This is a genomic window from Variovorax paradoxus, assembly GCF_022009635.1.
Taxonomy (GTDB): Bacteria; Pseudomonadota; Gammaproteobacteria; order Burkholderiales; family Burkholderiaceae_C; genus Variovorax.
Window position 1 is genome coordinate 1,296,743 of the sequence record NZ_CP091716.1, and the last position, 22,192, is coordinate 1,318,934.

At 69.2% G+C, this 22,192-nt stretch carries 20 protein-coding genes and 1 pseudogene; 10 read left to right on the forward strand and 11 right to left on the reverse strand.

The window, feature by feature from the left end; genetic code table 11:
- Positions 1–318 precede the first annotated feature (318 nt).
- Complete coding sequence (hemE, locus tag L3V85_RS06095; protein WP_237678494.1) at positions 319–1,428, reverse strand: uroporphyrinogen decarboxylase; 1,110 nt, start codon at positions 1,426–1,428, stop codon at positions 319–321.
- Positions 1,429–1,568: 140 nt separating this feature from the next.
- On the opposite strand from hemE, the pseudogene L3V85_RS06100 reads away from it, so the two are divergent.
- The 10 genes and pseudogenes from L3V85_RS06100 to L3V85_RS06145 all read left to right on the forward strand — a co-directional run.
- Positions 1,569–3,161, forward strand: a pseudogene (locus tag L3V85_RS06100) (GMC family oxidoreductase); the annotation flags it as partial.
- A gap of 85 nt (positions 3,162–3,246) precedes the next feature.
- Entirely contained in the window at positions 3,247–4,056 is an 810-nt protein-coding gene (locus tag L3V85_RS06105) for an SDR family NAD(P)-dependent oxidoreductase (RefSeq protein WP_237678496.1), read from the forward strand.
- Positions 4,057–4,066: 10 nt separating this feature from the next.
- Positions 4,067–4,873: a MoaF C-terminal domain-containing protein gene (locus L3V85_RS06110; protein ID WP_237678497.1), complete on the forward strand. Its 807-nt coding sequence runs from the start codon at positions 4,067–4,069 to the stop codon at positions 4,871–4,873.
- A gap of 41 nt (positions 4,874–4,914) precedes the next feature.
- Positions 4,915–5,304 carry a nuclear transport factor 2 family protein gene (locus L3V85_RS06115; RefSeq protein ID WP_237678498.1) on the forward strand — a complete coding sequence of 130 codons (390 nt, stop codon included), beginning with the start codon at positions 4,915–4,917 and terminating at the stop codon, positions 5,302–5,304.
- A 46-nt stretch (positions 5,305–5,350) separates the two neighbouring features.
- On the forward strand, positions 5,351–6,853 hold the full coding sequence (locus tag L3V85_RS06120) for an aldehyde dehydrogenase family protein (protein WP_237678499.1): 1,503 nt from the start codon (positions 5,351–5,353) through the stop codon (positions 6,851–6,853).
- Positions 6,854–6,892: 39 nt separating this feature from the next.
- Positions 6,893–8,161 (forward strand): ABC transporter substrate-binding protein, encoded by a 1,269-nt coding sequence (locus L3V85_RS06125; RefSeq protein WP_337250113.1) that lies wholly within the window; start codon positions 6,893–6,895, stop codon positions 8,159–8,161.
- 12 nt (positions 8,162–8,173) lie between these two features.
- Positions 8,174–9,043: a branched-chain amino acid ABC transporter permease gene (locus L3V85_RS06130; RefSeq protein WP_237678500.1), complete on the forward strand. Its 870-nt coding sequence runs from the start codon at positions 8,174–8,176 to the stop codon at positions 9,041–9,043.
- A gap of 29 nt (positions 9,044–9,072) precedes the next feature.
- On the forward strand, positions 9,073–10,113 hold the full coding sequence (locus L3V85_RS06135; RefSeq protein ID WP_337250120.1) for a branched-chain amino acid ABC transporter permease: 1,041 nt from the start codon (positions 9,073–9,075) through the stop codon (positions 10,111–10,113).
- A complete protein-coding gene (locus tag L3V85_RS06140; protein ID WP_237678501.1) occupies positions 10,110–10,817 on the forward strand; it encodes an ABC transporter ATP-binding protein in 708 nt (235 codons plus the stop codon). Before L3V85_RS06135 ends, L3V85_RS06140 begins: the two co-directional genes overlap by 4 nt.
- A gap of 7 nt (positions 10,818–10,824) precedes the next feature.
- Positions 10,825–11,535, forward strand: coding sequence for an ABC transporter ATP-binding protein (locus L3V85_RS06145; protein ID WP_337250121.1), 711 nt, complete (start codon positions 10,825–10,827; stop codon positions 11,533–11,535).
- Between the two features lie 20 nt (positions 11,536–11,555).
- On the opposite strand, the gene L3V85_RS06150 is transcribed toward L3V85_RS06145, so the two are convergent.
- The 10 genes from L3V85_RS06150 to L3V85_RS06195 form a co-directional block, all read right to left on the reverse strand.
- Complete coding sequence (locus tag L3V85_RS06150; protein ID WP_237678503.1) at positions 11,556–11,858, reverse strand: hypothetical protein; 303 nt, start codon at positions 11,856–11,858, stop codon at positions 11,556–11,558.
- Positions 11,859–11,965: 107 nt separating this feature from the next.
- Positions 11,966–13,465, reverse strand: coding sequence for an NAD(P)(+) transhydrogenase (Re/Si-specific) subunit beta (locus L3V85_RS06155; protein WP_237678274.1), 1,500 nt, complete (start codon positions 13,463–13,465; stop codon positions 11,966–11,968).
- Complete coding sequence (locus L3V85_RS06160) at positions 13,462–13,797, reverse strand: NAD(P) transhydrogenase subunit alpha (protein ID WP_237678504.1); 336 nt, start codon at positions 13,795–13,797, stop codon at positions 13,462–13,464. Before L3V85_RS06160 ends, L3V85_RS06155 begins: the two co-directional genes overlap by 4 nt.
- 30 nt (positions 13,798–13,827) lie before the next feature.
- Positions 13,828–14,958: a Re/Si-specific NAD(P)(+) transhydrogenase subunit alpha gene (locus L3V85_RS06165; RefSeq protein WP_237678505.1), complete on the reverse strand. Its 1,131-nt coding sequence runs from the start codon at positions 14,956–14,958 to the stop codon at positions 13,828–13,830.
- 151 nt (positions 14,959–15,109) lie between these two features.
- Entirely contained in the window at positions 15,110–16,093 is a 984-nt protein-coding gene (locus L3V85_RS06170) for a helix-turn-helix domain-containing protein (RefSeq protein WP_237678506.1), read from the reverse strand.
- A 160-nt stretch (positions 16,094–16,253) separates the two neighbouring features.
- On the reverse strand, positions 16,254–17,594 hold the full coding sequence (locus L3V85_RS06175) for an MFS transporter (RefSeq protein WP_237678507.1): 1,341 nt from the start codon (positions 17,592–17,594) through the stop codon (positions 16,254–16,256).
- 84 nt (positions 17,595–17,678) lie between these two features.
- Positions 17,679–18,284, reverse strand: coding sequence for a class I SAM-dependent methyltransferase (locus L3V85_RS06180; protein ID WP_237678508.1), 606 nt, complete (start codon positions 18,282–18,284; stop codon positions 17,679–17,681).
- Between the two features lie 17 nt (positions 18,285–18,301).
- Positions 18,302–18,994 carry a thioredoxin family protein gene (locus L3V85_RS06185; protein WP_237678509.1) on the reverse strand — a complete coding sequence of 231 codons (693 nt, stop codon included), beginning with the start codon at positions 18,992–18,994 and terminating at the stop codon, positions 18,302–18,304.
- A gap of 97 nt (positions 18,995–19,091) precedes the next feature.
- A complete protein-coding gene (locus L3V85_RS06190; RefSeq protein WP_237678510.1) occupies positions 19,092–21,323 on the reverse strand; it encodes a protein-disulfide reductase DsbD family protein in 2,232 nt (743 codons plus the stop codon).
- 43 nt (positions 21,324–21,366) lie between these two features.
- Positions 21,367–22,140: an alanyl-tRNA editing protein gene (locus tag L3V85_RS06195; RefSeq protein WP_237678511.1), complete on the reverse strand. Its 774-nt coding sequence runs from the start codon at positions 22,138–22,140 to the stop codon at positions 21,367–21,369.
- Positions 22,141–22,192: the final 52 nt, after the last annotated feature.

Consider the following 22,192-nt stretch of genomic DNA (forward strand, 5'->3'; position numbering starts at 1 on the left):
AGCTTTGGAAGCCATCCAGAGTTTCTGTGGATAACTTTGTTGACAAGCAGGCTCGTTACGTCGGCGAGCCTTGAAAATCAAGGCTCTCGCTGGATTGCCCGGAAAAAAAGCAAAATTCAAATCCTATATAAATCAACAACTTAGCGTCGCTATCTCTTTGAGAGCAAGGAAGGCGCCCCTCCGGACAATCTTGCGCACTGCAGCACGTGTTTTGTGCATAAGTCAGACCCATATGCCGTTTTTGCGCTTGACAAACCGCAACGGACCGAGTTTTGGGGTGGGCGGCGCGCACGCCGGGCCACCCCTCGCGCCGCAGGCTCAGCCGCGCAGCGCGCGCGACCTGGCGTGCACCGCCTGAACCAGCGCAGCCACGTGCTCCGGCGGCGTGAACTGGCTGATGCCGTGGCCCAGGTTGAAGATGTGCGTCGGGCCCTGGGTGGCGCGGTCGGCGTGGGGCTTGCCGAAGGCGTCCAGCACCTTCGCCACCTCGGCCTCGATCCGGTCGGGCGGCGCGAACAGCACGTTCGGGTCGATGTTGCCCTGCAGCGCCTTGGCCTTGCCGTCGGTGCCTTCGGCGACCTGCTTGCGCGCCGAGGCCAGGTTCACGGTCCAGTCCACGCCCAGCACCTGGCAGTCGAGTTCGCGCATGGCGTCGAGCCACAGGCCGCCGCCCTTGGTGAACACGATGCGCGGCACGGGCTGTCCGTCGGCGCCGGTGCGCTTCAGGCCCGCCAGCACGCGCGCCGTGTAGGCGAGGCTGAATTCCTGGAACGCGCCGTCGGCCAGCACGCCGCCCCAGCTGTCGAACACCATCACGGCCTGCGCGCCGGCGTCGATCTGGGCATTGAGGTAGGCGGCCACCGATTCGGCGTTGACCGCGAGGATGCGGTGCATCAGGTCGGGGCGGCTGTACAGCATGCTCTTGACGAGGCGGTAGTCGCTGGAGCCCGCGCCTTCCACCATGTAGCAGGCCAGCGTCCACGGGCTGCCCGAGAAGCCGATCAGCGGCACCCGGCCATTCAGCGCCTTGCGGATCGAGGCCACGGCGTCGAACACATAGCGCAGCTTCTGCATGTCGGGCACTTCGAGCGCGGCCACCGCCGCTTCGTCGCGCACCGGGCGCGCGAAGCGCGGGCCTTCGCCGGCCTCGAAGGACAGGCCCAGGCCCATGGCGTCGGGCACGGTCAGGATGTCGGAGAACAGGATGGCCGCGTCGAGCGCATAGCGCTCCAGCGGCTGCAGCGTGACCTCGGTGGCGTAGCCGGTGTTGGTGGCCAGCCCCATGAAGCTGCCCGCCTTCGCGCGGGTGGCCACGTATTCCGGCAGGTAGCGGCCGGCCTGGCGCATCAGCCAGACGGGCGTGTGATCGGTGGCCTGGCGCCAGCAGGCCCGCAGGAATGTGTCGTTTTGCAATGGGGCGAAAGGCATTCCCCCATTGTCGCAGGGCACCCCGGCACCGACCGGCACATTGACCGACAGCGCATTTTGAGTTGCACCAACCCGCCCCGGTGATCCATGGCGCGCCGCAGCGCCGAGCATCCGCCCGGAACAACAAATCCGGACAGAACATGGCGCAACAGGTTTTCGATTTCGTGGTGGTGGGAGCCGGCTCGGCCGGCTGCGTGCTGGCGCACCGGCTGGTGCAGGCGGGGCGCAGCGTGCTGCTGCTGGAGGCCGGCCCGCCCGACAACGACCGCTTCATCCACATGCCCGCCACCTTCGTGCGGGTGATCGGCACCGAGCGCACCTGGGCCTACGAAAGCGAGCCGCAACCCGCGGCAGGCGGCCGCAAGATGTTCGTGCCGCAGGGCCGCACGCTGGGCGGCGGCAGCTCGGTCAACGCCATGGTCTACATCCGCGGCACGCCGGCCGACTACGACGGCTGGCAGGCGCAGGGCTGCGAAGGCTGGGGCTGGCGCGATGTGCTGCCGTGGTTCCGCAAGGCCGAGTCGAACGCGCGCTTCGCCTGCGACCTGCACGGCACCCACGGGCCGCTGAAGGTGAGCGACACGCGCTTCCGGCACCCGCTGAGCCTGGCCTTCCTGCGTGCCGCGCAGCAGAGCGGCCTGGCCTACAACGACGACTTCAACGGCGCCGAACAGGCGGGCGTGGGCTTCTATCAAACGACCACCTTCGAGGGCCGGCGCGCGAGCACCGCGGCCACCTACCTCGCGGCCGTGCGCGGCAACCCGAAGCTCACGGTGGTCACCGGCGCCCACGTGATGCGTGTGTTGACGCAGGACGGCGCCGCCAGCGGCGTGGTCTACCGCACGGGCGCGGGCGGCACCGGCGAAGACATCGTGGCCACGGCGCGCCAGGAAGTGATCCTCTCGGCCGGCGCGCTGGCATCGCCCAAGCTGCTGATGCTCTCGGGCATCGGCCCTGGCGCCCAGTTGCAGCCGCTCGGCATCCCGGTGGCGCGCGACCTGCCCGGCGTGGGCGAGAACTTCCAGGACCACCTGGAGGTGTCGGTCTACGGCCGCACGCGCGAGCCGATCAGCCTGCTGGGCAACGACCGCGGCCTCACGGCGCTCAAGCACGGCCTGCAATGGACGCTCTTCAACACCGGCCTGCTTACCTCGAACGTGGTGGAGAGCGGCGGCTTCGTCGACACCACCGGCGAGGGCCGGCCCGACCTGCAGTTCCACGTGCTGCCGGTGCTGGTGGGCGATGTCGACCGCGAGCCGCTGGCCGGCCACGGCATCTCGATCAACCCCTGCTTCCTGCGACCTAAGTCGCGCGGCAGCGTGCGGCTGCGCAGCGCCGACCCGATGGCGCCGATCCTGTTCGACGGCGGCTACCTGCAGGCGCCGGAAGACTTGGCCACGCTGGTGCGCGGCGTGAAGCTCGCGCGCCGCATCCTGCGTGCGCCGGCGTTGCGCGAGCTGGTGTCGGAAGAGCTTGCGCCTTCCGCCGCCGAGGACCTGGCCGACGATGCCATCGAGGCCTACGTGCGCCAGCGCGCCAAGACCGTCTACCACCCGAGCGGCACCTGCCGCATGGGCAGCGACGGCATGGCCGTGGTCGATGCGCGCATGCGCGTGCACGGCATGAAGAAGCTGCGCGTGTGCGACGCCTCGGTGATGCCCTCGCTGGTCAGCGGCAACACCAACGCGCCCACTGTGATGCTGGCCGAGCGCTGCGCCGACTTTGCGCTGTCGGGCAATTGACTCTGCGCCTTCGGTCAATCGCAAACGCGCGCCCAAACCTAGAGTCGACTCCGACGAGAACAAGGAGACAGAGCGAATGAGTTCCACAGGAAATTCCATGGCCGGCAAGGTCGCGTTCATCACGGGCGGCGGCACCGGCATCGGCGCGGCGGTGGCCGCGCAGTTCGCCGCGGCGGGCGGGCGTGTCGTGCTGATGGGGCGGCGCCTCGCGCAGCTCGAGGCCGTTGCATCGAAGCTCGGCGGCCTCGCTGTAGCGGGCGATGCCGCCAGCACCGAAGACGTGCGGCGCGCGCTGGCCCAGGCCCGCGAGAAGTTCGGCCGCGTCGACGTGCTCGTCGCCAACGCGGGCGGCCACGGCGTGGGCGATGCGCTCTCCACCGACGACGCATCGTGGGCGCTCTCGACGCGCCTGAACCTCGACACCGCCTTCGTCTGCGCGCGCGAACTGCTGCCGGAGCTGATCGAGCGGCGCGGCAACATCGTCGTGCTGTCTTCGCTCGCGGGCCACTTCGCGGGGCCGGGCGTGGTCGGCTACGTGACGATGAAGCATGCGCTCATCGGCCTCGTGCGTTCGCTGGCGCGCGACTACGGCAGGCAGGGCGTGCGCGTGAACGCCGTGTGCCCCGGCTGGGTGCGCACCGAGATGGCCGACGAGCAGATGCAGGTGCTCGTCGACAAGTACCGGCTGGCCGATGCCGACGCTGCCTACGACCTCGTCACGCGCGACGTGCCCATGGGCCGCGCCGCCAGCCCCGAGGACGTGGCGAACGCCGTGATGTTCCTCGCCTCGCCGCTGGCCGCGATGGTCTCCGGCAGCTCGCTGATGGTCGATGGCGGCGCCTCCGCCGTGGACCTTCCCACCATCGCCTTCGCGCACGAAGCCTGAGAAGAAAGCCATGAGCACCGATACCACCACCAAGCCCGCCGACTGGAAGACCTACGACCAGTTCGCGCTCGGCATCGCCACCAACCGCCTGCCGCCCACCGACGCGCTCGCGGGCCAGACGCTGGTGCTGGCCTTGCCCGACTTTCGCCTCACGCTGAAGCCGCGCACGCAGCACACGATCGATTGGCAGGAAGAGTGCGCACGCGGCGGACAGGCGCAGGGCGACTGGTACGAGGCCATCGAAGTCGCGCCCGACACCTTCTTCCTCGACATCACCCAGGGCAGCCGCCCCACCGAGGCACTGACCGTGGTGCTCAACACGCGCACGCGCCGCGTGCTCGCCATCCGCTGCCGCATCGTGAGCGCCGAGGAAGCTGCTGGCCAGCCGCGCGTGCCGCAGGACTTCTGGCCCGGCACGCTCGAAGGCGGCGCTGCCGCATCGGGCACTGAGCCGCACGCCACCCGCGACCTCATCGGCCTGCGCACCTGGCAGACCTACAGCCCCAACCACACCTACGAGCACACCTACCTGAGCTCGGAGCGCTACGCCTGGCAGTGCCTGGTCGGTGTGCAGCGCGGCCACGGCGACGTGGATCTTGCGAGCTACTGGAAGTTCGACGACGGGCAATACGTCTTCACCTTCCGCGAGTTCCTGATTCCGGTCGCGTCGGTGTTCTTCTTCGACTTCACGCAGGGCCGATCGACCGGCAAGTTCCTCGGCGTCACCGGTGCCGGCGAAGTCGCCAACAACCCCGCCGGCGCCTTCATGCGCAAGGCCGCGCAGACCTTCTATCCGCCCGAGTTCGGGCCGGTCTGATCTCTTTCCCTTTTTCGCTGTCACACCAGGAGCTTCACTTCATGCGCACGCCCCATCAGATCGTCGCCGACCACTACGCCGCCTCCGACCGCCAGGACCTCGACGCCATGTTCGCCGACGTGGCCGAGGACGTGCAGTGGACCGAGATGGCCGGCTTTCCCTGCGCCGGCACGCATGTCGGCCCGGCGCGGGTCATCGAGAAGGTCTTCAAGGCACTGGGCGCCGAGTGGGAGGGCTACCGCTTCGTGCTGGAGCGGCTGGTCGATGGCGGCGACACCGTGGTCGGCATCGGCGACTACCACGGCCGCAACCGCGCCACCGGCAAGACCATGCACGCGCGCGTCACCCATGTGTGGCAGGTGCAGGGCGGCAAGGTGCGGCGCTTCGAGCAGTTCACCGACACGCTGCTCGTGGCGCGGGCCATGCAGTGACGGCACTTCTTTCTTCTTCCTCAACGCATCGCCCCGGAGCCTCTTCATGAATCTGCGAGACCTGTCGATCGAACACCTCGGCCAGGTGGGCCTGCTGGCGCAGCGCCGGCGCGGCAACCACATCGACGGCCGCGAGGAGGCGCCCGTGAGCGGCAGCTACCTGCCCGTGGTCGACCCCGCCACCGAGATGACCGTGGCCGAGGCGCCCGACAGCGACGCGGCCGACGTGAACGCGGCAGTCGCCAGCGCGCGCCGCACCTTCGAGAGCGCCGCGTGGCGCCTGCTGCGCCCGGCAGACCGCGAGCGCATGCTCTACACGCTGTCGACGCTGATCGAATCGCACGCCGACGAACTCAGCGCGCTCGAGACCCTGCAAAGCGGCAAGCTGCGCGGCATCGCGCGCATGGTCGACGTGGGCGCCGGCGCCGAGTTCGTGCGCTACATGGCGGGCTGGGCCACCAAGCTCGAAGGCCAGACGCTGGACAACTCCATCGGCATCCCGGGCCCGCAGTGGGTGACCTACACCCGGCGCGAGCCGGTGGGCGTGGTGGGCGCCATCGTGCCGTGGAACTTTCCGCTCGCCATCGCGCTGTGGAAGGTCGCGCCCGCGCTCGCGGCCGGCTGCACCGTGGTGCTCAAGCCTTCGGAGGAAACACCGCTCACCGCGCTGCGGCTGGCCGATCTGGCCATCGAGGCGGGCTTTCCGCCGGGCGCGCTCAACGTGGTGTGCGGGCGTGGTGCGACTGCCGGCGCGGCGCTCGCCGCCCATCCGGACATCCGCAAGATCAGCTTCACCGGATCGACCGGCGTGGGCCGGCTGATCGGCCATGCCGCCGTCGACAACATGGCGCGCTTCACGTTGGAGCTGGGCGGCAAGTCGCCCTTGATCGTGCTGGACGACGCCGACCCGGCCGCGGCGGCGCAGGGCGCGGCCAACGGCATCTTCTTTCACCAGGGGCAGGTGTGCACCGCAGGCTCGCGCGTTTACGTGCAGCGCGGCATCTTCGACAAGGTGGTGTCGCAGCTGGCGCTGGTGGCCGAGGGGCTGCGCATCGGCTCGGGCTTCGATCCGCAGGCCCAGTTCGGCCCGCTGGTGTCGCGCCGCCACATGGACCGCGTGATGGCGCACATCGACGGCGCGGTGGCCGAGGGCGCGACGCTGGTCACCGGCGGCGGCCGCGCATTCGACGGCGGCTGCTTCGTGAAGCCCACCGTCTTCGTCGACGCGAAGCCCTCGATGCGCATCGTGCGCGAGGAAGTGTTCGGCCCGGTCGCGACGGTGGTGCCCTTCGACGACGTCGAGGATGCGATCCGCCTGGCCAACGACAGCGCCTACGGCCTGGCCGCGAGCGTGTGGTCGAACAACCTCTCAGCCGTGCATCGCATCGTGCCGCGCCTGCAGGCGGGCGTGGTCTGGGTCAACGCGCACAACGTGCTCGACAACGCGCTGCCGCTGGGCGGCGTGAAGCAGTCGGGCTACGGGCGCGACCTGGGGCGCGCGGCGGTCGAGAGCTTCACCGAGCTCAAGAGCGTGTGCATGGCGGTGTAGCCGCCGCGGTTCCGGTCACAAGAAAAGGAGACATCCATCATGAAGAAGATCCAGAAGAAGATTGCGCTGACCTTCGCGGTCGGCGCTGTGGGCATCGCGGGCGCGGGCGGCGCATGGGCGCAGTCGGGCCCGGACTGCGGCCTGAACACCGGCAAGCCCGCCACGGGCGAGCCCATTCCCATCGGCGCGGTGGTCGGCAAGACCGGCCCCGACGACTTCAGCGCCTCGGGCCAGGCGGCGGCCGCGTACTTCAAGTGCGTGAACGCCAACGGCGGCATCAACGGACGCCCGATCGACTACATCGTGGTCGACGACCAGTGGAACCCCGAGACCGCCGCGCAGGTAGCGTCCAAGCTCGTGAAGGACCGCAAGGTGGTCGCGCTCGCGGGCAGCACCAGCTTCGTGGAGTGCGGCGCCAACGCCAAGATGTACGCCGACGAGGGCGTGATGGTCATCGCCGGCACGGGCGTGCCGCGCGAATGCTTCAACGCGCGCAACTACGTGCCGGTGAACGCGGGGCCGCGCGTGTCGGCCACCATCGCCGCCATGTACGCCGCGCAGAAGTACAAGGCGAAGAAGATGGTCTGCATCATTCCGAACATCCCCAGCCTGGGCAACTGGGCCTGCGAAGGCCCGAAGGAGTGGGGCAGGAAGAACGGCGTGGAGGTCGAGACCATCGCCATCGACCCCGGCTCGGCCGATGCCACTTCGACCATGCTGCAGGCGGCGGCCAAGAAGCCCGACACCATCATCATGAACGTGCCCAAGGGCATCCTGGTGCCCATGCTGGCCGCGGCCGAGCAGCAGAACATCGGCAAGAAGATCCACTTCGTGTCGGCCGCGCCGGCCTACAACACCGACGTGCCCAAGGCCATCGGCCCCTACTGGAAGGGCAACTTCGACGTCAACCTCGAATTCAACCCGCTCGAATCGGCCGGCCCCGACAACAAGAACTGGCTCGCGGTGATGGACAAGTACGGCGCCAAGAGCGACCCGCGCGACACTTTCTCGCAAGGCGGCTACGTGGCCGCGCGCATCGTGACGCAGGCGCTGCTGAAGATGGACCCGAAGAAGATCGACCGCGCGGGCGTGACCGACGCGCTGCGCAAGGTCAGCGACTTCAAGAGCGACATCCTCTGCAAGCCCTTCTACGTGGGCAACGGCAACCGCCACAACGCCAACAACAGCGGCCCGGTGGCCAGCCCCGACGGCAACGGCTGGCGCTTCGCGCCCGGCGGATGCCTGACGGCGGACGACCCGGAGCTGGTCGACATCCGCGCCGACGAGCAGAAGATGGGCCTGAAGTAAGCGCGCCGGGCCATGGAGGATTACCTGCCTTTCGTCATCTCGGGCCTGGGCCTGGGCGCGGTGTACGCGCTCTCCGGCGTGGGGCTGGTGGTGCTCTACCGCTCGTCGGGCGTGCTGAACTTCGCATTCGGTGCCATCGGCGCGATCGGCGCCTACGTGGCCTGGTCGATGCTCGAAGCCGACTGGCCGCAGGCCCTTGCGTGGTCCGCGGCCATCGTCACCTCGATGCTGCTGTCGCTGGCCTACGGTCGGTTGCTGGCGCCAAGGCTTTCGCATCGCGACCCGACCATCCGCAGCATCGCGACGCTGGGCTTCGCGCTGGTGGTGGTCGGCTTCACCGAGTGGTACTGGGGCGAGCAGCCGCGCCGGCTGGTGCTGCCGACCGACGCGGGCGCCATCGACTTCGTGCTCGGCGAGGTCGAGGTTCGGCTCACCCACACGCGCGCGCTGGGGCTCACGCTGGCCGTGCTGATGATGGGCGGCGTCGGCCTGCTGCTGTCGAAGACGCGCGTGGGCCTGAAGATGCGCGCACTGGCCAACGACCGCGACCTGAGCGCGCTGCTGGGCATCCGCGTGCTGGGCGTGGACACGGTGGCCTGGGTGCTCAGCGGCGCCTTCGCCGGCGTATGCGGCCTGCTGCTGGCGAACATCGTGCGGCTGCAGGCCACGCTGCTGACCTTCCTGGTGATTCCCGCATTCGCGGCGGCCATCATCGGACGGCTGCATTCGCTGCCGGCCACGGTGGCGGGCGGCATCGCCATCGGCGTGCTGGAGGCGCTGGCGATCACGGTGCCGGGCTTCGCCTCGTTCCGCACGGCCACGCCGTTCCTGATCGCGCTGGCGATGATCGTGTTCTACCGCACGGGGACTCGGCAGGCATGAGCAGCGCTTACTCGACCATTGCGGAAGCGATGCCGGTGCAGGAGGTGCTGCCCGCCTCGCTCGCCGAAGCCTCGCGCCGCGCGCGCATCTCGCTGGCGGTGATGGTGGGCAGCGTGCTGCTCATCGGCCTCGTGGTGCCGTGGCTGGCCAACGCTTACTGGATCAAGACGCTCACCTCGTCGCTCGCGCTGTCGATCGCGGCGGCCGGCGTGGCGCTGCTCTACGGGCAGCTCGGGCTGGTGTCGCTGTGCCAGTACGCGCTGCTCGGCGCGGGCGGCTGGATCGCACTGCGCGCGGGGCACGGGCTGGGCTGGCCCTTCGAGCTGTCGGTGCTCGCGGGCGGGCTGCTGTCGTGCGTGGTGGGCATGCTCGCGGGGCTGCCGGCGCTGCGGCTCAAGGGGCTGTACCTGGCGCTCGTCACGATGATGATGGCGGGTGGCTTCCAGGTGGTGATCAACGTCACCGGCTTTCCCGATGGCGGCGCGGGCTGGCTGGGCCGCGTGTTCGGCAGCGAGCGGCTGATGATGCCCCGGCCCGCGCTGGCGCTCACCGATGCGGCGTACTTCCGCTACGTGGCCGTGTGGCTGGCGGTGGTGCTGGTGCTGATCGAGCTGCACCGGCGCACGCGCGCCGGGCGTTCGTGGGCACTGATCCGGCGCGGTGAGGCCGCGGCAGTGGCGGCCGGCGTGAACATCCTGCGCTACCAGACCTGGGCCTTCGGCCTGGCCGGCTTCTGCGCTGGCGTGGCGGGTGCATTGCTCGCGGGCGGCGTGGGCCAGCTCGACGGGCGCGCATTCACGGCGGGCGATTCGGTGATGCTGTTCGCGCTCACCGTGGTGGGCGGCGTCTATCACTGGGCCGGTGCGTTGATCGCGGGGCTGCTGCTGCGGGCGGTGCCGGCGTTGCTGACGGACTTCGGCGTCAATGGCTATCTGGCGATGATCTTCTTCGGCCTTGCCTTGCTGCATGCGCTCATCACCGCGCCGAGCGGCATCGCAGGGCAACTGGCGGGTTTGGTCGAATCGGTCCGCAAACGGCTCCCGGGCGCGGGCAAGGACGCCACGCCATGATCCGCATCAGCGATCTCACCGTCGCCTTCGGCGGCGTCAAGGCCATCGATGCGCTCACGGCCGAGCTCGACGCGCCGGTGTGCGGCCTCATCGGCCCCAACGGCGCGGGCAAGACCACGCTGGTCAACGTGCTCAGCGGCCTGGTGCTGCCGCGCAGCGGCACGGTCGCGGTGGATGGCGCCGACCTGCTGGGCCTCAAGCCCATCGAGCGCGTGCGTTTCGGCCTGCGCCGCTCGTTCCAGACCGAGCAGGTGGTGGAAGACCTGAGCGTGTGGGACAACGTGCGCGCCTTGCTCGACCATGTGCCGCATGCGCGTGGCGATGCGGTGGCGCAGGTCGCGCGCGCGCTGGCGCACACCGGCCTGCTCGACGTTGCCACGGTGCTTGGCCACCGGCTCAACCTGTTCCAGCGCCGCATGCTGGAGATCGCCAAGTCGCTGGTCGGCGCGCCCAAGCTTCTGCTGCTCGACGAGCCCGGCGCTGGCCTCACCGAGCAGGAAGCCGGCGCGCTGCGCCGCGTGATCGGCTCGGTGCATGCCTTCTGCGGCGCGCAGGTGCTGCTGATCGACCACGACGTCGACCTGATCGCCGCCACCTGCACGCAGACCCTGGTGCTCGACTTCGGCCGCCGCCTCGCGCTGGGCCCGACGCGCGAAGTGCTCGACGACCCGGCCGTGCGCAAGGCCTACCTCGGAACGGAATGACGAACACATCATGTTGAGCGTGAACGATCTGCGCCTGCAGCGCGGCGGCAAGGCCGTGCTGCACGGCATCGACCTGCAGGTGCCTCCCGGCGAAGTGACGGCGCTGCTGGGCGCCAACGGCGCGGGCAAGTCGAGCACCGTGATGGCCATCGGCGGCGCGCTGCCATTGACCGGCGGGCGCATCGAGGTCGAGGGACATGCGCTGCACGGCCAGCGGCCCGAGCGCGTGCGTGCGCTGGGCGTGGCGGTGGTGCCGGAAGGGCATCGCGTGCTGGGCGATCTATCGGTGCTCGACAACCTGCGCGCCGCCGCCACCGCGTTGCCTGCGGCGCGCGTGGCCGATGCGGTGGAACAGGTGCTCGCGGTGTTTCCGGAACTGCGCGTGAAGCTCGCGCTGCCCGCGCGTTCGCTCTCGGGCGGGCAGAAGCAGATGGTCTGCATCGCGCAGGCGCTGATCGGCAAGCCGCGCTACCTGGCCATCGACGAGCTTTCGCTGGGGCTCGCGCCCACGGTGGTCAAGCGGCTGGTGGAGGTGGTGCAGCAGGTCGCGCGCGAAGGCGTGGGCGTGCTTCTGATCGAGCAGTTCACCACGGTCGCGCTCGCGGTGTCGAGCCGCGCCTATGTGCTGGAACGCGGGCGCATGGCCTTCGCGGGTTCGTCGCAAGAGCTGCGCAGCCGGCCCGAGATACTGCACAGCAGCTATCTCGCGGCGGTTTGAACGGCGCCTGGAGGCGCGGCTTACTTGGGCGTGGCGCCGGGCTTGGGCACGACGTGCGGCTTGGCTTCGCGCGCCTCGGCGCGGGCCTCGCCGGCCTTCTCCGCCTTGCTGGCCGCCGGCACGGCCGAGCCTTCGCCACGCGCGGTGCCGCCGTCCTTGATGCGCACTGCGCCGGGTTGCTTGTTGTTCTTCTTCGCTTCGGCGGCGGCCTGCGGCTTGCTGTCGAAGTCGGCCTCGGCTTCCGCGCTGTGGGCGTGCGGCTGCTGCGCGAAGGCGATGGAGAAGAAGGCGAGGGTGCCGAGGGCGAGCAGGGTGCGTTTCACGAAGAGGTCCTTTCTGGAGTTGGTGAAACCGACTCTAGAAAGACAGCCTGCGCGGCAAGCCGACAACGAAATTACGCTTTCGTCATGCGGCCGTGCGAGCGTGCCACCTATTCGATCGCCTTCCCCATGTCCTCGACCACCTTCTTGGCATCTCCGAAGACCATCATGGTCTTGTCCATGTAGAACAGCTCGTTGTCCAGGCCCGCATAGCCGGCGGCCATGGATCGCTTGTTGACGATGACGGTCTTGGCCTTGTAGGCCTCCAGGATGGGCATGCCGTAGATGGGGCTGCCCTTGGTGTGGGCGGCGGGGTTCACCACGTCGTTGGCGCCCAGGATGATCGCCACGTCGGCCTGGCCGAACTCGCCGTTGATGTCCTCCATCTCGAACACCTGGTCGTAAGGCACCTCGGCCTCGGCCAGCAGCACGTTCATGTGGCCCGGCATGCGGCCGGCCACCGGGTGGATCGCGTACTTCACGGTGATGCCCTTGTCGGTCAGCTTCTGCGCCAGTTCCTTGACCGCATGCTGCGCGCGGGCCACCGCCAGGCCGTAGCCCGGCACGATCACCACCGTCTCGGCGTTGCCCAGCACGAAGGCCGCGTCGTCGGCGCTGCCGGTCTTGACGGGGCGCTGCTCCTTCGCGGCGCCGCCGGCCGTGGCCGCCTCGCCGCCGAAGCCGCCCAGGATCACGTTGAAAAACGAGCGGTTCATCGCCTTGCACATGATGTAGCTCAGGATCGCGCCCGAGGAGCCCACCAGCGAGCCCGCCACGATCAGCATCGCATTGTTCAGGCTGAAGCCGATGCCCGCGGCCGCCCAGCCCGAGTAGCTGTTGAGCATCGACACCACCACCGGCATGTCCGCCCCGCCGATCGGGATGATGATCAGCACGCCCATCACGAAGGCCAGCGCCAGCATCGCGAAGAACGCGCCCCAGCTCTCGGTGGCCACGAACAGCAGGCCCAGCGCGATGGTCAGCAGGCCCAGCACCAGGTTGAGCATGTGCTGGCCCTTGAACTGCACCGGCGCGCCCTGGAACAGGCGGAACTTGTACTTGCCCGACAGCTTGCCGAAGGCGATGACCGAGCCGCTGAAGGTGATGGCGCCGATGGCCGCGCCCAGGAACAGCTCCAGGCGGTTGCCGTAGGGGATGGCGTAGCGCACGAAGCCGTCCAGCACCACGGCGCCATCGGGCGTCTGCGCGCCGATGAGCGCGGCCACGGGCGCGGCGGTGATGCCGAAGGCCCAGGGCTCGGCCACCGCGGCCACGCCGATGAACACCGCCGCCAGGCCGATCATGCTGTGCATGAAGGCCACCAGCTCGGGCATCTTGGTCATCTCGACCTTGTTGGCCATGAAGGCGCCCAGGCCGCCGCCCACGACCACGGCCGCCAGCACCCAGCCGATGCCGGTGGCGAAGCTCACGCCCAGCGAACCCGTCAGCCCGTGGATCAGCGCGATGGTGGTCAGCACGGCAATGGCCATGCCGGTCATGCCGAAGATGTTGCCGCGGATCGAGGTGGTGGGGTGGGACAGGCCCTTCAGGGCCTGGATGAAGCAGACGCTGGCAACGAGGTACAGCAGCGTGACGAGGTTCATGCTCACTTGGCGGCCCCCTCTTCAGCCTTGGGTGCGGCAGTCGTCTTCTTCTCTTTCTTCTTGAACATCTCCAGCATGCGCCGGGTGACCAGGAAGCCGCCGAAGACGTTCACCGCGGCCAGCGCCACGGCCAGCACGCCCATGGTCTTGCCCAGCGGCGTGGTGGTCAGCGCGGCCGCCAGCATGGCGCCCACGATCACGATGGCCGAGATGGCGTTGGTCACCGCCATCAGCGGCGTGTGCAGCGCGGGCGTGACGGTCCACACCACGTGGTAGCCCACGTAGATGGCCAGCACGAAGATGATCAGGTTGATGACGGTATGGGATACGGGATCCATGGGGTTCTTCTCCTCGCGTGATCGCTGTGTCTACTTGCGGGTGACCTGGCCGTCCTGCGTCATGCGGCAGGCTGCGACGATGTCGTCTTCCAGGTCGATCTTCAGCGCCCCCTCCTTGGTGACGATGAGCTTGAGGAAGTCGAGCACGTTGCGCGCATACAGCGCCGAGGCATCGGCCGCCACCAGCGCGGCAAGGTTGGTCTCGCCCACGATGGTCACGCCGTGCTTGACCACCGTCCTGTCGGCCTCCGACAGCGGGCAGTTGCCGCCGATGCCATCGGCGCCCTTGCCGGCGGCGATGTCGACGATGACCGAGCCCGGCTTCATGGCCTTGACCATGTCCTCGGTGATCAGCGTCGGCGCGGCGCGCCCGGGGATGAGCGCGGTGCTGATGACGATGTCGGCCAGCGCCACGCGCTTGGCCACTTCGACCTGCTGGCGCGCCAGCCAGCTCGCGGGCATGGGCTTGGCGTAGCCGCCGACGCCGACGGCGGCTTCCTTTTCTTCATCGGTGTCGTACGAGACTTCGATGAACTTGCCGCCCAGCGACTCGATCTGCTCCTTGACGCTGGGGCGCACGTCGGACGCCTCGATGACGGCGCCCAGGCGCTTGGCCGTGGCAATGGCCTGCAGCCCGGCCACGCCCACGCCCAGGATGACGACGCGCGCGGCCTTCACGGTGCCGGCAGCGGTCATGAGCATGGGGAAGAAGCGCTGGTATTTGTCGGCCGCGATCATCACGGCCTTGTAGCCGGCGATGTTGGCTTGCGAGGACAGCACGTCCATGCTCTGGGCGCGCGTGGTGCGCGGGGCCGCTTCGAGCGCGAAGGCCACGACGCCGGCCGAGGCCAGGCGCTGCAGGCCGGCGGCATCGAAGGGGTTGAGCATGCCGATGACGACGGCGCCGGATTTGAGCAGCGCGGTCTCGGTGTCGGTGGGCGTGCGCACCTTCAGGACCATGTCGGTACCGAAGGCGCCTGCCTGGTCGGTGATCTGCGCGCCCGCCGCCTGGTACGCCGCATCGGTCACGCTGGCCGCAATGCCGGCTCCCGACTGCACGTGCACCGTGTGCCCGGAGGCCGACAGTTTCTTCACCGTCTCGGGTGTTACGGCCACTCGGGTTTCGCCAGCCACGGTCTCGGCAGGCACGCCTATCAGCATAGAGATCTCCTCAGGACCCGCGAGCGATCGGCCGCCAGAGGTATGCAGGGGCTCGTGCTTCGGAACCTGGAAGGTACGAAAAGATGCGCCGCCGCACAAAGACGGGATTGATCTGGACCTATAGGGAAATCTGATGCCGGGTGGCCACAACCTAGTGCGTCAGCATCGCCGAACCGGCCAAGCTCTGCGCTTCACGCCTCTGGAACTCGCGCGGCGACACGCCGTACTGCGCCTTGAACACGCGGCAGAAATGCGCGCTGCTGTTGAAGCCCCAGGCAAAGGCGATCTCCGACACCGAGGCGCGCCGGCCCACCGCGTTGCGCAGCGCCTCGCTGCAGCGCTCCAGCCGCATCTGCCAGATGAAGCGGTCGAGCGTCTGGTCTTCGTCTTCGAACACGCGGTGCAGGTAGCGCTTGGAACAGCGCAGCTGCTGCGCGATGAGGTCCAGCGACAGGGCCGGGTCAGCGAGGTGCGCATGCACGAACTGCTTCACGCGCGCCTTGAGCACGCCCGGCACCGGGTGCGCGCCGAACTGCTCGTCGGAGTGCGTGGCCAGCGTGGATGCGAGCAGGCCCAGCACGGTGTCGCTGACCGAGCGGCCGACCGCGTTGGGCAGCGACGGCAGCTGGTCGGCCAGTGAAGTGAGGAACGATCCGAGCACCGCATACAGCCCCTGCATGGCCGGCGTGTGCGCTTCGCAGGTGTGCAGGTCGGGGATCTTCATGCCCTTGAACTGCTGGCGCGGAATGGTGATGGCCAGCAGGCGCGAGCGCTCGGGGTTGGTGATGGCGTAGGGCACGCGCGGGTCGTACAGGCTCCAGTCGCCGGGGTGCAGGTGGAACTCGCGGTCGCGCTGCGAGATGTGGCCGTGGCCTTCGAGCTGCAGCACCAGCTTGTAGTGCTGGTCGAGCGCGATCTCGTTGCGGGTGTCGGGCCGCGCCACGCGGTGCGAGGGCGCCTCGATCATGAACATGCCCAGCGGGCCCAGCTCGTAGGCATCCATGCGCGCATCGAAGGTGCCGGTGTCCAGGCACTGCACGCGCAGCGCGCCGAAGTACGAGGTGTTGATCCGGCCCCAGCAGGCCTGCCGGTCGGCGGGGTGTTCGAGCAGCGTGCTGAAGTGGTGTGCGTTCATGCCTAGGGTTCCGTGGAGGGCGCCCGCAAGCGCTTCCGCAGGATAGGCACGCGGGGGCGCGACATCATCGGTGTTTCCACCCGGGGCACCGTGGGTGCTGCGCTCCCGGTCAACGCAGGGTGCGCGCAGGGTCAATGCGCGCCGCGCACGGCGTGGCGGCTCAGACCGCCGGCACGCGCCGCGCGTCCGCCGGATTCACGTTGCGCCGGTACAGCACCAGCGTGGCGATCAGCCCGCATATCGCGGCGGCCGTCATCCACAGCCCCGGCGCGCCCTTGTCGCCGGTCATCTCGATCAGCCCGGTCGCGATGGCCGGCGTGAAGCCGCCGAACACGGCCGTCGCCAGGCTGTAGGCCAGCGAGAAGCCGGCGGTGCGCACGTTGACGGGCATCACCTCGGTGAGCGCGACCACCATCGCGCCGTTGTAGCTGGCGTAGAGGAACGACAGCCACAGCTCGACTTCGAGCATGCGCGTGAAGCTCGGCGCGCCGACCAGCCACTTGAGCGACGGGTAGGCGGTGAGGATGGTCAGCACCGTGAACAGGATCAGCAGCGGCTTGCGGCCCACGCGGTCCGACAGCGCGCCCATGATCGGCAGCCAGATGAAGTTGGAGATGGCCACGCACAGCGTGACGACCAGCGCGTCGGTGGTGCTCAGGTGCAGCACGGCCTTGCCGAAGGTGGGCGTGTAGACGGTGATCAGGTAGAACGACACGGTGGTCATCGACACCAGCATCATCCCGGCGACCACCAGGCCCCAGTTGGTGACCATCGAGCGGAAGATTTCGCGCGCGTCGGGCCGGTGCTTGCGCGCCATGAACTCCTCGGTCTCCTGCAGCGAGCGGCGGATGATGAACAGCACCGGCACGATCAGGCAGCCCACGAAGAAGGGCACGCGCCAGTAGAAGTCGCCGATCTCCTGCGAGGTGAAGGTCACGTTGAGCCAGTAGCCCAGGGCTGCCGCCACGACGATGGCCACCTGCTGGCTGGCCGACTGCCAGCTCACGTAGAAGCCCTTGTGGCCCGGCGTGGCCATTTCCGACAGGTACACCGACACGCCGCCCAGTTCCACGCCGGCCGAGAAGCCTTGCAGCAGCCGGCCGATGAGCACCAGCAGCGGCGCCACCAGGCCGATGGTGGCGTAAGAAGGCACGCAGGCAATGAGCAGCGTGCCGGTGGCCATCAGCGCGAGCGTGACGATCAGGCCCTTGCGGCGGCCCACGCGGTCGACGTATGCGCCGAGAAAGATCGCGCCCAGCGGCCGCATCAGGAAGCCGGCGCCGAAGGTCATGAAGGTCAGCATCAGCGAGGCGAACTCGTCGCCGGCCGGGAAGAACGCCTTCGAGATCTGCGTGGCGTAGAAGCCGAACAGGAAGAAGTCGAACATCTCCATGAAGTTGCCGCCGGTCACACGCAGGACGGTGGCGAATTTCGAGGAGGGTGCGGGCGAAGCGTGCGCGGCGGCAGTGCCCTTTTGCGCGGTGGAAGGCGCGGGATTCATCTCGTTGTCCCCTGTGGCATGTGTGTCTGCCGAGGGTAGGCCGGGCTTCCCGACCGCTGCCTGACTGCGCGGGTCAGGTAGCTGTCACGCGGGGCGCTGGAGGACCAGAAAACTCCAGCGAACGTCGCAGCGGTCGAGCATGTCTTCGCGCTCGCCCAGGAAGCGCTGGCGCAGGCCATGCCGGCTCGCCAGTTCGGCGGTTTCCTGTGCCGATACGTCGAACATGCGCCGGCCTTCCGGCACGGGGCCGTGGCGCAGCGACATCGCGACCTGGCCGCCTTCGGCCACCAGTGCGGCCAAGGCCTGCATGGCGGCGGCGCGTTCGGCGGCATCGAGGTGCATCCAGACGGCGGTGAGCAGGATCAGGTCGTGGCGCACGCCCAGTGCCCGCGTGCGGTGCAGGCCGGGCAGGTGGTCGTCGATCCACTCGATGGGCAGCGCGGCATGGCGGCGCATGCCCTCGGCGCGCAGCTCGGGTGTGGGCTCGACCGCCACCACACGGTGCCCCAGCGCGGCGAGCGCGGCGGCGTCGCGGCCGGAACCGGCGCCGATGTCGAGCACCCGGGCCGGCACCGCGGGGAACAGGTGCAGCACCTCGCGGTGGACGTCCTCGAAACGCAGGCTCTCGTACTGCTGCGCCAGTGCCGCGGCATTGGCGCCGTAGCCGGCCGTTCCTTGGACTTCGCTCATCCGGGGGGCGTGCGGCGTCAGGTCTTGTATTTGATCGAACAGCCGTACGGCCGCGTGCTGGCGGCCGATATGGGCTTGCCGCCGAAGGCCTCGCCCAGCGCTTGGTTGACGTAGTTGGTCGCGGTCTTGATGTCGTCCGGACGCGCCGACGCGATGCTGTCGATGCCGCCCGCGTACACCAGCGTGCCCTTGGGGTCGATGATGAAGATGTGCGGCGTGGTGCGCGCGCCGTAGACCTGGCCGATGAGGCCGTCTTCGTCCATCAGCACGGCGGTGGGGGCCGCCTTCTGCGACTTCATCCAGGCGTCGAGCGCGGCGGGCTGCAGGTAGTCGCTGGCGGCACGCTCGGTGGAATTGATGGCCAGCCACACCACGCCCTTGTCGGTGGCGGCCTTTTGCGTGGCGGGCATGTTGCCGCTGCCGTAGTGCTTGCGCACGAAGGGGCAGCCGGGGTTGGTCCACTCGAGCACCACGAACTTGCCCGCGAAGTCGGACAGCTTGTGCTTGGCGCCGGTGGTGTCGACGGCGACGAAATCGGGTGCCTGCTGGCCCACTGCGGGGGCGGCGACGGCATTGGAACCCATGAGGAAGGTGGCGCCCAGCGCCACGGCGGCGGCGACGACGGCGCGGCGGGAGGCCCGGGTCAGGGCGGCGCGGGCGTGGCGCGCGGCGCGAAGGGATCGCGAGTCTGTGGTTGCCGAAAGGGACATGGCCAGCTTGAACTCCAAAACAAAATTCCAAACAACAACTGCAGCTTAGAACGGTTTCTTCAAGTGCATGTGACAACCCATGTCACAGCGGTGGTCATCAAAGCGCGGCGATGGCGGCGCGCACTTCGTCCTTGCCCAGGATCTCGGTCAGCACCACCGGCGGCTTGCCCGGCGCCTGCAGCACATACACCGGCACGCCGCTGCGGCCGAGCGCGGTGAGGGCGGCGGTGATGGCCGGGTCGCGCCGGGTCCAGTCGGCGCGCAGCATGGCGACCTGCTTGGCGTCGAAGTCGGCCAGCACCTGCGCGTCGGACAGGGTGCTCTTCTTGTTGTACTGGCAGGTCACGCACCAGGCGGCGGTGAAGTCGATGAACACTGGCCGGCCCGCACCCGACAGCTCGGCCACGCGCTCGGCTGACCATGGCTGCCAGCGCTGCGGCTGGCCCGCTTCGGCCGCCGAAGCCAGTCTGGCGGGCTCCACGACTTGCAACACATTGCGGCCGATGGCGGCGGTCAGCACCGCGGTGAAGGCGATCATCACGGCCGCGATCACGATGCGCGTGCGCCCCTGCAGCGTGAGCGCCCAGACGATGGCGGCCATGCACACCAGCAGTGCCAGCAGCGTGCCGGCGCCGTCGATACCGCTTTGCTGGCCCAGCACCCAGACCAGCCAGGCCACGGTGGCGAACATCGGGAACGCGAGCAGGCGGCGCAGCGTGTGCATCCACGGCCCCGGCTTGGGGAGCAGCCGCGCCACGGCCGGCACGAAGCTGGCGGCCAGATAAGGCAGCGCCAGGCCGAAGCCCAGCGCCGCGAACAGCAGCAGCGCCTGGCCGGCCGGCAGGCTGATGGCGAAGCCCAGCGACGCGCCCATGAAGGGCGCGGTGCAGGGCGAGGCGATCACCACGGCCAGCACACCGGAGAGGAAGTCGTTGGCCAGCGGATGCTTGGCCTGGGCGCTGCAGATCGACGACGGCGCGGCGCGGCCGAACTCGAACACGCCCGCCAGGTTCAGGCCGATCAGCGTGAACAGCGCCGCCAGCGCCGCGACCACGGCCGGCGACTGCAGCTGGAAGCCCCAGCCCAGCCCGGCGCCCGCCGCGCGCAGCGCCAGCATGGCGCCGCCCAGCGCGAGGAACGACAGCATCACGCCGCCGGTGTAGGCCAGCCCGGCCTTGCGGTGCGCGCTGTCGTTGCCCGCCTGCCGCGCGAAACCCAGCACCTTGATCGCGAGGATCGGGAACACGCAGGGCATCAGGTTGAGTAGCAGGCCGCCGAGCAGGGCGCCCAGCAGGGCCGCCATGAAGGTGGTGGAAGAGGGGGCGGGCAGTTCGGCGCCGCCGGCCTTGGCTGCAGCATTGGCCGCGTTGGCGGTCAGCGCGGCCTGCAGCGCCGACGACACCTCGGCTCGCTGCGCCACGGCGGCGGCGGGCCAGGCGCCCGTGACCGGCGATTCGGCGCGCCATGCGATCGGCTGGCCGGCCTGCCGGTCGGACGGGGCCAGCGCCACAACCAGCGGCATCACATTAGGGCTGGCGCTGCGCTGGTCGGCCAGCGGGATGGTTGCGGTCCAGGTGCCGCCTTGCCAGGATTGGGTCCAGTCCTTGCCGGAGACGGCCGCGGTGCGGATCACCTCGGGGGTCTCGGGGAAGAATTCCAGCGTCTTGCCCTGCGCGGCGGCGGGCAGGCCGTCCAGGCGCACTTTCAGGCTGTGGCCGTCGACCTGCACGGCGCCGGCTTGTGCCAGCGGCTGCGGCTGCCCGGCCTGCGCGGTGTCGAACTCCGCCTTGTGCAGCGCCGTGGAGCCCTGCAGCGGCAGGGACAGCGAGAAAGAGCCTTCCTCGGGAATGCACTCCTTGCGGCAGACCAGCCAGGAGGCCTTGAGCTGAATGTCCATGGCCGGCGTGCCGCCGCCCAGCGCCATCGGCGGCTTGTAGAGCGACGACACCTCCAGCGGCACCGGCAGCAGCACGGTGTTTTCGTAGCCGTAGTTGGCGAGGCTGCCGACCGGGATCTTCTCCGGCACCGGCCATGCGATCTCGCCGGTCGACACGCCGGCCGGCAGCGTCCACGTCATTTCGGTGGGCAGGCCCGAATCGCCGGCGTTCTTCCAGTAGGTGTGCCACTCGGGCTGGTGCGTGATCTGCAGGCCGACCCACACCGGGCTGCCGGGCGCCACGCCGTCGGGCGCGTGGGCGATCAGTTCGGCCCGCACATGCGGGGTCGTCACCACGGCGCCGGGCTTGGAGGCCAGTTGCGCGGCAGCCGGCATGCTGGCTGCGGCGGCTGCTATCAGAAGCGTAGCGAAATGGATGCGCGAAAAAATCATGCCGTGGGTCGGAGCGTTCTGCGGGGGTGAAGTTCCGGGCGTTTCAGGCGGCCGATGCCGCCGAAGGAGCCCAGCCCAGCACCACCCGGCGGGTGTTGGCGCTCTTCTTCTCGATCTTGGTGACGATCACCGCGCCGATTTCGGCGGTGTTTGCAACATGCGTGCCGCCGCAGGGCTGGAAGTCGATCTGGGCGTCGCCCTCGCCGCTGCCGCCGATGCGGATGGTGCGCACCGTGCCCGTGCCGCGCGGCGGCTGCACGCTCATGCTCTTGACCAGCGCCGGGTTGGCGTCGAGCTCCTCGTCGGTGATCGCGCCCACGGTCAGCGGATGGGCCGCCTCGACCAGTCTTGCAAGGCCGGCCGTGAGCGTTTCCTTGTCGAGCGCGTCGGTCATGTGGAAGTCGATGCGCGCGTAGTCGGGCGTGATGGAACAGCCGTTCACCGGCACCGGCACCAAGTGGCACAACAGGTGGGAGGCGGTGTGGAAACGCATCAGCCGGTGGCGGCGTTCCCAGTCGAGGCGGGCGGTGACGGTGTCGCCGGCTTTCAGCGCGGCCAGCAGGTCGGCCTGCCCCTCGGCCGGCACGTGGACGAATTCGTTCGTCGGCTGGCCTTCTTCGTTCTTGGCCTTGCGGGTGTCGGCGATGGCCAGTTCGCGGCCGTCGGCCAGCGCCAGCACGCCGGTGTCGCCGGCCTGGCCGCCGCCCAGCGGATAGAACACCGTGCGGTCCAGCACGATGCCGGTGTCGTCGATACGCAGGATGCGGGCTTCACAGGTGCGCAGGTAGGCGTCGGCGCGGAACAGGTCGTCGGTCATCCGGCGATGGTAGCGGCGATGCGCCAATGAGGTGCGCCCACGCCATAAAGCG

Excerpts from the sequence above, each read along its gene's own strand:
- hemE (WP_237678494.1), bottom strand. The coding sequence starts at position 1,428 with ATGCCTTTCGCCCCATTGCAAAACGACACATTCCTGCGGGCCTGCTGG.
- L3V85_RS06105 (WP_237678496.1), top strand. The coding sequence starts at position 3,247 with ATGAGTTCCACAGGAAATTCCATGGCCGGCAAGGTCGCGTTCATCACG.
- L3V85_RS06110 (WP_237678497.1), top strand. The coding sequence starts at position 4,067 with ATGAGCACCGATACCACCACCAAGCCCGCCGACTGGAAGACCTACGAC.
- L3V85_RS06115 (WP_237678498.1), top strand. The coding sequence starts at position 4,915 with ATGCGCACGCCCCATCAGATCGTCGCCGACCACTACGCCGCCTCCGAC.
- L3V85_RS06120 (WP_237678499.1), top strand. The coding sequence starts at position 5,351 with ATGAATCTGCGAGACCTGTCGATCGAACACCTCGGCCAGGTGGGCCTG.
- L3V85_RS06125 (WP_337250113.1), top strand. The coding sequence starts at position 6,893 with ATGAAGAAGATCCAGAAGAAGATTGCGCTGACCTTCGCGGTCGGCGCT.
- L3V85_RS06130 (WP_237678500.1), top strand. The coding sequence starts at position 8,174 with ATGGAGGATTACCTGCCTTTCGTCATCTCGGGCCTGGGCCTGGGCGCG.
- L3V85_RS06135 (WP_337250120.1), top strand. The coding sequence starts at position 9,073 with ATGCCGGTGCAGGAGGTGCTGCCCGCCTCGCTCGCCGAAGCCTCGCGC.
- L3V85_RS06140 (WP_237678501.1), top strand. The coding sequence starts at position 10,110 with ATGATCCGCATCAGCGATCTCACCGTCGCCTTCGGCGGCGTCAAGGCC.
- L3V85_RS06160 (WP_237678504.1), bottom strand. The coding sequence starts at position 13,797 with ATGGATCCCGTATCCCATACCGTCATCAACCTGATCATCTTCGTGCTG.
- L3V85_RS06165 (WP_237678505.1), bottom strand. The coding sequence starts at position 14,958 with ATGCTGATAGGCGTGCCTGCCGAGACCGTGGCTGGCGAAACCCGAGTG.
- L3V85_RS06170 (WP_237678506.1), bottom strand. The coding sequence starts at position 16,093 with ATGAACGCACACCACTTCAGCACGCTGCTCGAACACCCCGCCGACCGG.
- L3V85_RS06175 (WP_237678507.1), bottom strand. The coding sequence starts at position 17,594 with ATGAATCCCGCGCCTTCCACCGCGCAAAAGGGCACTGCCGCCGCGCAC.
- L3V85_RS06180 (WP_237678508.1), bottom strand. The coding sequence starts at position 18,284 with ATGAGCGAAGTCCAAGGAACGGCCGGCTACGGCGCCAATGCCGCGGCA.
- L3V85_RS06185 (WP_237678509.1), bottom strand. The coding sequence starts at position 18,994 with ATGTCCCTTTCGGCAACCACAGACTCGCGATCCCTTCGCGCCGCGCGC.
- L3V85_RS06190 (WP_237678510.1), bottom strand. The coding sequence starts at position 21,323 with ATGATTTTTTCGCGCATCCATTTCGCTACGCTTCTGATAGCAGCCGCC.
- L3V85_RS06195 (WP_237678511.1), bottom strand. The coding sequence starts at position 22,140 with ATGACCGACGACCTGTTCCGCGCCGACGCCTACCTGCGCACCTGTGAA.